Source organism: Oleiphilus sp. HI0123, assembly GCF_001635315.1.
The window spans coordinates 1-9823 of the sequence record NZ_LWGE01000191.1 but is presented as its reverse complement, the minus strand read 5'-3'; the positions used below and the strand labels follow the sequence as shown (position 1 = coordinate 9823).

Sequence of the window (9823 nt, the reverse complement as noted above, 5' to 3'; positions counted from 1 at the left end):
ACTGGATATCTAAGAAATGCTTAAGAAGACTCGAACAAAAATCTTACTACTTATTTTAGTACTGGTGATATTTCACGCCGCGGGTATCGCTAAGGATGCAGGGGTCTTCCGTAGTGTTGAAGAAAGTCAGCCTTTTGGGCAGTGTGAAAAGCTAGCAGGTCCTATTGGAGCAGAGGATATCACGGTCGATCGAGTGCAAAAGCTGGCTTATATTTCAGCCGATGACCGTCGCCAGGCTTTTTTGGATAAAGACTTAAAGTCCTATGAAAACGGTGGTATTTGGACTCTGGATCTCAGTGATCCAAACTCGAAACCAAAGCAGTTGATGGTCAAAATGAAAGGGGCTTTTCATCCTCATGGAATTGCTCTGCGCTTTGAACAACAAGATGGCGTTCAGGGAAAGGCGATAGAGCTCTATGCGGTAAATCATCTTGATATGCAGACACATGAGATTGATGTATTTAGCATTCTTCCTGATGGTAACTTAAAGCTACGCCGACGTATTCCATTTCCAGAGTTAATCTCGCCTAATGATATCGCTGTTGTGGGGAAAGACCGTTTCTTTGTATCAAACGATCATGGCAACCCGCGTCATAGCGTGATGGAGATTGTAGAGGACTATGCCGGGCTGGCGTTGTCTTCGCTGGTATATTTTGATGGAGAGCAGGGGCATACAGTGATCGATGGCCTTCGTTATACGAATGGGGTGACTTTGTCTGCAGACCAGAAAACCCTGTTTGTAGCTGAAACCACAGCGAATCAAGTGTCTCGCTATATGAAAGGACAGGATATGCTGTCCTGGCACTTAATTGATACGGTTTACATCCCCATGGCTGTTGATAATCTTGAGTGGTTGGATGATCAACACCTGCTCACAGCCGGTCATCCGAAAGTCTTTGAGTTTACGGCTCATATGCATGATGAAAGCCACCTTTCTCCATCTCAAGCATTTAAAATAGATGTGTCTGGTGAAAAGATGCAGGCCGAGTCGATTTACTATGATAGTGGCGAGCTGATTTCAGGCACGAGTGTGGCAAGTATGTATGAAGATCAATTACTACTTGGTGCTGTATTTGAGCCCTTTGCCCTTAGATGTGCAAAGCCGGCAGAGGCAGAGAAACAAAGCGTGGCTGTAGAATAGCGTCGAATTCCAGCTTGATGTAAGGCTACTGAGTTCCCGCTTTGTCAGTGCTTTTAACTTTACGACGTGCCAAACCTAGACCAATTAAACCGATACTTATCAATGATAGTGTCGTTGGTTCTGGGATTTCGGTAACTATTGGGTTTGCATGAGCTTGTATGGTGATCAAGCTAAATAGAACTAGCGCGACCGCGCGACTTATATGTTTCATTTTACCTTCCTTAGTAATTTTTCCTTTACTGGTGAGACGATATAAAGGAGCTTTCAGTGAGATGGAATGGCAGTCTATCTATAGAATGTGACTAATAGATGAAGCCCTCACTAGATTTCGGGCGCGAGTGTAGCGCAGATTTAGCTCAAGTGCGATTGAAAGTTAGGATAAAAGCTGTAACACAGCGCCACGTTGACTATTCGCTTGTCCTTGTACGGCGATCTGTACCTGATCTCTTATTTGGCTCGCAGCTAGGTCTGAGGCCACCTGAGCATAGTCAGTGTCACTGATTCGGCTCCTCGCTTCAGCCGTATTAACTTTGGATATGGCGATATTATCGATCGAACTCTCGACTCGATTGCTAACGGCACCAAGTTCTGATTGGCGGGATAGTACTAGCTCAGATGCTTGGTTTAAGGTTTCTAATGACTTGCTAGCTTGCTCAGCTGAACTTAAGTCTACGTCTTCAAAGCCTAATTCTTTGATCTCTTTGGCTAAGTCTTTGCCTTCGAGTTGAATGCTCTTTCCTGGTTGATCCAGTTGAATATTGAAGTCTTGTTCACCACTGAGTAGGGCCTTGCCATTGAAGTTAGTGTTTTCGAGAATGCTATTTGAGTCTTCAATCAAGAGATTTGCTTCTTCTTGCAAGGCTTGTCGGTCTTGTGTGGATAGCGCACCGTTACCAGCTTGAATCGTCAACTCTTGTATACGACCAATGTTATCGTTAAGGCTTTTCAGTGCTCCGTCGGCAACCTGAATTGCGGAAATGGAGTCATTGGCGTTACGGATGCCTGCATCAAAAGCACCTAGTTGGCTATTCAAGCGTTCAGATATTGCTGCGCCTGCTGCATCATCAGCTGCGCTATTAATCCGGCTTCCTGAACTGAGCTGCTGCAGTTGTCTATCAGTTTGGGACGCACTGGAAAGGCTTTGAGGGCTGCCAATGCCGCCGTTGAGTGAAATAGTCATGATGATTGCTCCCGCCGAGATAGCTATTTTTTAATGATAGCGCGGGAAGTCGAGCAGGTCATTTATTAAACAGTAACGCTTGGTAACCAGCGCTACTGTTTAGGGTACTATTTTATGTCATATTTTTGCGAGTGACGTAATGATGCCTAACTGTTTCGTTAAAAGCTTCGACATAGGTAGGGTGAAATTGCGTGCCACTTTCGCCATTAATGAGTGTGACAGCACTGAACAGAGACTTCTTGTAGCTTCTATCTGCACGTTCGTTGGTTACTGCATAGAAGGTGTCCGCCAAAGCGATTAACATAGCACCACGGTGTATTTGTTCGTTTGCCAAATTCTTTGGGTAGCCTTTACCATCATATCGCTCATGGTGTTGAGCAACCATCGTGGCGGCTTCTGTCCAACCTTCCATACGACTTAGAAATTCTGAGCCCATCTCTATATGGCCGCGAATAGTACGAAATTCCTGGTCGCTTAGTTTGCTAGGCTTATTAAGTATGTCGGGCGAGACTAAAGACATGCCGATATCGTGAAGATAGACTGCAGCAGTTAATTGGTCTGTATCGATAGGCTCTTCAAGGTCTTTGTTGGTAGATAAGCACAACTCTAGAATGGAATCTGTTCTACCTTGTTTGTATATGCCTAAGTCATCTAGCTGTAAGGCAAGCTTTCTAAAAAATGCTAAGTCAGGGTTGTCCTGATGCTCAAGGCTCAGCGCGATACTGCCGGGTTTTTCTTCTTCAGTGCTACTTTTCTTCGCCCCGACCAGCTGGTCCATTGCTTTATCAAGTGCTTTCAGGTCCTGGCCTGCAGTGCAGCCTCTGACATCTTCGATAACCTTAAGCATGGTCGCCTGAGGCGTACCTTCTACCTGGCCATCACTAATCAGTGTATTGATCATATCCCGTATACGAATAACGATGGCAAAGATAAATTCGCCGTACATAGGAAGATAGGTACGCTGGCCTTGGCGCATGTCAGAGACGATTTCTTCGAGAGCGTGAATTGTTTCGACCAAGGGGTCGAGAAATACCATACGGCAATTACCTTTTAGAGAGTGAATGTCTCTAAAAAGGCGATGAACAAGTTCCGGATCTTTTGAGTTATCAAGTAATGCGATACAAGCTTCGATCTGCTCAATATTCTCTTGTAAACACTCTGCAAAATCTTGCGTTATTTCATTGTCTAGCTCAGTAAACTGAGGGCAGGTGGTAACCATCATTTCAATCCCGTTTTGATAAGCGCTATTAAGTCCTACTTTTAAGAATAGACCATGAGAGGAAAAATAAACGAAATTTTTGACTAGTTCACAAACTTAGGCTTGGCTTATAAGATTCTACTTAAAGTCCGAACCATTCTGGTTTGATCAATAAGACCAAAAGAACGCTTACCTGAATCGCAATAAATGGCATTACACCACGGTAGATATCACTGGTTTTGATGCTCGGCGGTGCCACACCCTTTAAATAGAACAAACTAAAGCCAAAGGGAGGGGTGAGGAAGCTGGTTTGCAGGTTCATTGCAATCAGAATTGCAAACCAAAGCATGCTGATACCTAGGGTTTCTGCGATAGGTGCCAGAACAGGGATGATAATAAAAGAGATTTCAACAAAGTCGATAAAGAAGCCTAGAATCAGAATGACCAACATAGTGAGAATCAAGAAACCCCATTTTTCGCCTGGAAGTTGCAACAACCATTCTTCCAGTATCATATCGCCGCCAGAATAGCTGAAGGTCATAGAGAAGGCCGTGGCACCGATCAGAATAGCGAACACCATTGCTGTGACGTTGACGGTTTCCTTAGCGCTATCCCAGAGCATCTGGAAATTAAACTGCTTGTAGAGTAGAACCAGAAATATCGCACCAATACCACCTAATGCTGAACTTTCCGTTGGTGTAGCAATACCGGCAAAAATAGAACCGAGTACAACAAAAATCAGCGCTAAGGGAGGAATAATGGCTAATAAGGCTTTGCGTATTTGTTCGCTCTTATCTTCCTCTGAAATAGGCATAGCAGGAGCCAAGGCCGGGTTTCGACTTGTTACAAATACTATGTAGCCAATGTAAAGAGCTATCAGCAAAACCCCCGGCGCAACAGCGGCTCTAAACAGGTCGCCAACAGGTAAACCCAGTACATCGCCAAGAATAATTAAAATAATAGAAGGCGGCACGATTTGACCAAGGGTGCCCGATGCGCAAATGGTGCCGCAGCTGAGTTGTTTATCGTAGTTATACTTGAGCATGCAAGGCAGGGATATCAAACCCATCGCAACCACACTGGCACCGACTACACCGGTTGAGGCGGCGAGCAAAGAGCCGACGAGTATGGTGCTAATGGCTACGCCACCATTGAGTCTGCCGAATAACTGTGCCATCGATTCAAGGAGTTGCTCAGCCAGCTTGGTTTTCTGGAGTATGACGCCCATAAAAATGAACAAGGGAATAGCCATCAGAATGGTATTTTCCATAATGCTCTGTATGCGGTAGGGCATAAAAGCAAACAGCTCAAAACCCTCTGCCCAAATACCAAATGCCAGAGCCACTCCTGCAAAAGTAAAGGCGACGGGAAAGCCCAGCATCAGCATTAGCAGGGCAACCACGAACATGACGATACCGCTCATGACAAGCCGACCTCTTTGCTTCTTGGGTAAGCTTCTTTCCCAACGATTACACGGAGAGCCTGAGTGATCATGCTTAAACTTGCCAAACCAATCAGTATAAAAGACAAAGGCATCAGGCTCTTGATTAACCAGCGATGAGGTAGGCCGCCCGGGTCACCACTGCCTTCACCCATTTGATAAGACTCATAAGCAAAACCAAGGCTAAAGTGAGTCACAAGTATAATGAAGGGAAGGATAAGAATGAGCGTACCTAAGAGGTTAATCCAGGCCTTGGTCTGGTCTTGCCAGTGATCATAGAAAATATCCACGCGGACATGGGCATTTTCTTGAATCGCATAGGGAATACCTAGTAGAAACACGCAAGAGAAGAGATGCCACTCCAGTTCCTGCATACCGATCGATACATCATTAAAGCCATAGCGCATGACCACATCGTAGAAAACGTTGATGAGTAGTAAGAGCATGGCGCTAGCCGAGAGTACTCCGCATAAACGCGCAATGCTTTTAAACAGAGTATCCAGGGCTAGAATTACTTGCATAGTATTAACGTGCAGACCTTATCTTAGGGGGCTGTGCTATCTAAATAGGCCTTATCAGACATATTGGTCCAGGCACGTGCTTTTTCCAGATACTCTTTCTGAGACTTAAGCACTCGCGCAGCGAACTCATCTTTAGAGGCGCTTTCGGCTAGCAGGTCTTCATTTGCCTGACGCATCGCAGCAAGTACTTCAGTAGGGAAGGTTTTAACTTGAATATTCGGATATTCGGTACTAATCGTTGCCCAGTTCTTAGCGCTTTCATGCATAGCTTGCGCATACATATCGTATGAGGAAGCTTTCATAGCTGTTTTAAGGATTTCTTGAAGATCTGCCGGTAGGCCTTCAAACTTCTTCTTGTTAACCAGGAACTGAAGTTCAGCACCGGGCTCATGCCAACCGGTATAGTAATACGGTGCAATTTTGTGGAAACCCATGCGCAGGTCAAGAGAGGGGCCTACCCACTCGAGCGCATCAATGGTGCCGCGTTCAAGTGCGGTATATAACTCGCCTGGGGGAATATTCGTAGGTTTGGCGCCCAGTTTGGCAATGACTTCACCCGCGAAGCCAGGAATACGCATTTTCAATCCTTGCAGGTCTTCTACAGTATTAATTTCTTTCTGGAACCAGCCGCCCATCTGGTTAGCTGTGTTACCGCCAGGGAAGGACATGAGATTGTACTGGCCATATAGCTCATTCATTAATTCCATGCCACCGCCGTAGTAAAACCATGCATATTGTTCGGAGGCGATCATACCAAAAGGCATGGTAGTGAAGTACATGGTGGCAGGCACTTTACCTTTCCAATAGTAAGATGCAGAGTGGCCCATATCGTATTGGCCTGACTTAACCATATCGAAGATACCAAAAGGAGACTTATGCTTGTTTGAAGAGTGAATGACGACCTTTAAGCGACCGTTCGACATCTTCTCGACCATCGATGCCATATTCTTGGAGGTGTCACCAAAAATAGGAAAATTAGGCCCCCAGGTTTCTGCCAGTTTTAGCGTGTATGAGTCTTGTTTTTCTACTTTGTGGGTGTGTTCAACCTTGTCATCACAGGCAACTAAAAACTGAACTGATATGACGATTGCTAGAAAGCTCACGAATTTTCGTAGAGACATTTGTGGCATCCTTGTTATTTTTGAAAGTGGAGCGCGAAATTTAACAGAACTAGGGTGTGCTTGAAAGCGTGGAATTGCTTTTATAGGTTTCTATTCAGAGCCATTAAGGCTACTCTTCGAACTCTTTATATGGGACCAAAATACCTAATATGCATCGATTATTCGCACTTTTGTTATTTCCACTATCTGCTTGGTCTGGTGAAGATAATCTGCACTCTTTAAGCTTTAGTTATGGCGTGCATAGCGAAACGCTTAGCTTCAATAGTTTTGATGCTGATTTAAGCCCGGAATCTATAGATCTCACATACACCTTTATTAGCCAGAAAGGGCCGATGCTCACGCTGGATACTTGGCAAGAAACCGCAAATACTAGCTTTGCCCAAGATGCTGAGTTAGAGAAAAAGGTGTGGGGCTTTGGTGTTTCATTAGCCTACCCTGTTTTATCAGTTGATCTGGTATTGAGTTATGTCTATAGCAAACCCGAGATGAAGGCTTGGGCAGCGTCTGGTAATCGGCTTGAAGAATATAGCGAGACCAGTGAATACAGTGCGGGAGTTAGTGGCTATTTTGCTTATGATGCTTGGTCGCTCGTACCTTCACTTCAGCTTGGCTTCCAATATGTTGACTCCCTCAACCAAAGCTACCTCAATGAAAATGTTATTACTTTGGAAGCCAGTCAGTCTGGCTGGTTTGCGGCTCCGTCTTTGAGTTTAAGCTACTTCTATGAATTGAATAGCCACGCTGCATTAAGTCCATTTTTTGGCCTGTCCTGGACTAACTTCTTCCAAGGCGAAGGCTTGACGCGAACGAGTATCTTCCGCCGGAGTGCTTCATTAACGTCTAGCACTGAAAGTGATCTGGAAACCGATAGCTCTGGTTCAATCAACGCAGGCCTTGAGCTGTTAATCGATCGATATCAAGTCGAGTTATCGTTTGAAGAAGCGATTGACCTCGACAATATCGGTACCCAATGGAACCTGCGCTTTGGGCTGGTTTGGTAGAAGAAGTGACTAAGGCTTGCGAATATTACGTCTTAGCTTTGCTCTTTGGCTTGGGCTGAGCCGCTTGAAGCTCTGACGCAGCTTTTGCTTTTTTGCCTCTGGGAGTTGCTTAAATTTACGCATACTCTTTCTCAGAGAGTTCTGATGCTCAGCAGGCAGGGCTTTAAAGCGCTGCATTTTATCTTTTAAGGCCGAGCGTGCTTCAGGTGATAGCGTTTGCCATTTGGAAAAGCGCTGCTTCGCAAGTTCTCTTTGCTCCTTATCCATATTTGCCCAACGATTTGCCCCTGTAACCAAGGCTTCTTGCTTGGTTTTGTCTAAGCTATCCCATTGTGATTGAAAAGGGATGAGTAATATTTGGGTTTCGTTTGGCAAAGATGACCATTCCTCTGCAAAAGAAAGCGAAACAAAGCTGGCCAGTAATAATGTGATTAAGTGCTTGGGAAGCTTATTCATGGTTTGCCTCCTGTTCGCTATTTTCAGGTTCACTGGGCACCAAGTCGTGATCCTTGGAGTTGGACAGCTCGTTATCGCTAATCTGCTGTAAGTCGATAGGCGTTACAAGTTCTTTGCCATTGACGATTGTCTCGGCCAGAAACAGAAAGAAGCTCATATCTTGAATAGGCGCTTCGTTAGCTCGAACTTGAAAAGTAGTGAATGCATTAGCCATTACGCAGCTCACTAACAGATAAGGTTTCAGGTATTGTTTCATTTTCTAGTTGTTCCGATAACCAATAGGAGAATTCTAAATCTTCTGCAATATCCAAGTCTGTTTCGTCGAAGTTCGATAGTAGAACAAAGTCGTCAATATTTGCTTGAACAAGGTTTGGAATATTTTCTCCTTGCTTCTGTGGCAAATAGTTTATCAACAGAACAGCCGAAAAGCTTGCTGCCACTGTGAATCCTACTAAGGGGTGCCTAAACCATGGCTTTGAATTTTGTGCCATAGCGTCTTGTCTTGCTTGATATAGGCTGCGCTGTACTTTAGGGGAAAGATTCCGGGTACTTTCGTCCAGCGCTTGCTTAGCTCGTTGTTGAATTTCTTTATCGTTCATTCTCTTGACCTGAACTCTGGTTTACTGCAATTGCGCTTTTGATGAGCGCAGCTTTTCCATAGCGCGAAAGTAATGGCTCTTCACACTATTTTCGTTGATCTTCATTACTTCTGCAGTCTCCCGAACCGATAAACCTTCCCACGTCCTGAGTAAGAAGCATTGCTGCTGCTTGACTGGAAGTTGTTCGATGACTTTAAGTAAATGTTCTCCTAGTTTTTCACTGTCCAATAAGTTCAGTGGGTCTGCGCTGAGGTCAGCCATTTCGACTTCGCTTTCGGCGTCACTTTCATCAATTCGCCAGAAGAATATTTTCTTTTTTAGCTGCTCCTTACGGTGCCAATCCAAAATGCTGTTTTCCAATATTCTGAAGAATAGGGGTCTCAAGTCAGCAAGCGGCTTGTTGCTATACTTGTTGACGAGCTTGATCATCGCTTCTTGTACGATATCTAGCGCATCAGCTTCGTTTCGCGTAGCAAATTGGGTCATACGGAATGCCCGTTGCTCGACTTCTTTCAAAAAGTGCTCTATTTCCTGCACAGTTTGCCCATTCTGTCTTTGCTTCCCGAAACAGTGATTTTAGTTTATTGGACTACACGAATGGTCGTGTAGTCCAATTCTTTCTATTCCTGATCTTGCTCTAGGTCCTGCGGTTCGCTTAAACGTAGCGTCACATAATTTACGTCTAGTGACTTAAGGCTGTCGGTATACTGCCCCGTTGCAGTTAACTGATGCACTGCAAGGCCATTTTGTAGATACTCACTTGCCGAGCCAATAAAGCTGTCAAAATCCGTAAACATATGGACGCCTTCACCGCGAATCAAAATACTGAAACGTCCTTCTTCAGCAGTACTAACAAGCTTTTCAGGAGAGAAGCTTAACTGGCTTGAGCCGGGGATACCTTTCAAGTGTAGCTTTGTTCTAGCATCTTCAAGTGATAATACGATTTCACTCGACTCAATTGTTAGCCCTGTCGTACTAGGCGACTGCCATAAAGCGAACATTCGGGCAGGGTGGGAGCTAAAGTCCGGGTTGATAATGCTTAAGGCGTCAAAGTCTGATGGTGATGAGCCGAAAGAACTGGGGTAACCGCGTACCTGCATCCACTCATCTTCTTCGATAGCGCTAATATCCAGTGTAGAGCTGTTGATTTCATACTGTTCAGGTG

General features: G+C 44.8%; 12 protein-coding genes and 1 pseudogene. 2 read left to right on the top strand and 11 right to left on the bottom strand.

What is annotated here, in order from left to right; genetic code table 11:
* Window positions 1-16 precede the first annotated feature (16 nt).
* Window positions 17-1141 carry an SMP-30/gluconolactonase/LRE family protein gene (locus A3761_RS01780; protein ID WP_068512425.1) on the top strand — a complete coding sequence of 375 codons (1125 nt, stop codon included), beginning with the start codon at window positions 17-19 and terminating at the stop codon, window positions 1139-1141.
* 25 nt (window positions 1142-1166) lie between these two features.
* Here A3761_RS01780 and A3761_RS01775 read toward each other — a convergent pair whose 3' ends face one another.
* From A3761_RS01775 to A3761_RS01750, 6 genes are all read right to left on the bottom strand, one after another.
* Complete coding sequence (locus A3761_RS01775; protein WP_068512423.1) at window positions 1167-1352, bottom strand: PEP-CTERM sorting domain-containing protein; 186 nt, start codon at window positions 1350-1352, stop codon at window positions 1167-1169.
* A gap of 162 nt (window positions 1353-1514) precedes the next feature.
* A complete protein-coding gene (locus tag A3761_RS01770) occupies window positions 1515-2321 on the bottom strand; it encodes a flagellin (RefSeq protein ID WP_068512421.1) in 807 nt (268 codons plus the stop codon).
* A 112-nt stretch (window positions 2322-2433) separates the two neighbouring features.
* The gene (locus tag A3761_RS01765) at window positions 2434-3543 is read right to left on the bottom strand and encodes an HD-GYP domain-containing protein (protein WP_068512417.1); all 1110 of its coding nucleotides are present in this window, start codon (window positions 3541-3543) and stop codon (window positions 2434-2436) included.
* 118 nt (window positions 3544-3661) lie between these two features.
* Window positions 3662-4942 carry a TRAP transporter large permease subunit gene (locus A3761_RS01760; RefSeq protein WP_068512414.1) on the bottom strand — a complete coding sequence of 427 codons (1281 nt, stop codon included), beginning with the start codon at window positions 4940-4942 and terminating at the stop codon, window positions 3662-3664.
* Window positions 4939-5481: a TRAP transporter small permease subunit gene (locus tag A3761_RS01755; protein WP_068553668.1), complete on the bottom strand. Its 543-nt coding sequence runs from the start codon at window positions 5479-5481 to the stop codon at window positions 4939-4941. The genes A3761_RS01760 and A3761_RS01755 overlap by 4 nt, the downstream gene beginning before the upstream one ends.
* Before the next feature lie 23 nt (window positions 5482-5504).
* Window positions 5505-6602, bottom strand: a complete 1098-nt coding sequence (locus tag A3761_RS01750; RefSeq protein WP_082870139.1) for a TRAP transporter substrate-binding protein — start codon at window positions 6600-6602, stop codon at window positions 5505-5507.
* Window positions 6603-6751: 149 nt separating this feature from the next.
* Between A3761_RS01750 and A3761_RS01745 the strand changes: the two genes are divergently transcribed.
* The gene (locus tag A3761_RS01745; RefSeq protein WP_068512404.1) at window positions 6752-7603 is read left to right on the top strand and encodes an autotransporter domain-containing protein; all 852 of its coding nucleotides are present in this window, start codon (window positions 6752-6754) and stop codon (window positions 7601-7603) included.
* A gap of 9 nt (window positions 7604-7612) precedes the next feature.
* Here A3761_RS01745 and A3761_RS01740 read toward each other — a convergent pair whose 3' ends face one another.
* The 5 genes and pseudogenes from A3761_RS01740 to A3761_RS26630 form a co-directional block, all read right to left on the bottom strand.
* Window positions 7613-8059, bottom strand: a complete 447-nt coding sequence (locus A3761_RS01740) for a DUF3106 domain-containing protein (RefSeq protein ID WP_068553381.1) — start codon at window positions 8057-8059, stop codon at window positions 7613-7615.
* Window positions 8052-8273: a hypothetical protein gene (locus A3761_RS01735; RefSeq protein WP_068512398.1), complete on the bottom strand. Its 222-nt coding sequence runs from the start codon at window positions 8271-8273 to the stop codon at window positions 8052-8054. Before A3761_RS01735 ends, A3761_RS01740 begins: the two co-directional genes overlap by 8 nt.
* Entirely contained in the window at window positions 8266-8658 is a 393-nt protein-coding gene (locus tag A3761_RS01730) for a DUF3619 family protein (RefSeq protein ID WP_068512395.1), read from the bottom strand. Before A3761_RS01730 ends, A3761_RS01735 begins: the two co-directional genes overlap by 8 nt.
* A gap of 21 nt (window positions 8659-8679) precedes the next feature.
* Window positions 8680-9198 (bottom strand): annotated as a pseudogene (locus A3761_RS01725) (RNA polymerase sigma factor); the annotation flags it as partial.
* A gap of 80 nt (window positions 9199-9278) precedes the next feature.
* On the bottom strand, window positions 9279-9823 hold a 545-nt coding region (locus tag A3761_RS26630), incomplete at its 5' end, for a hypothetical protein (RefSeq protein ID WP_197472730.1).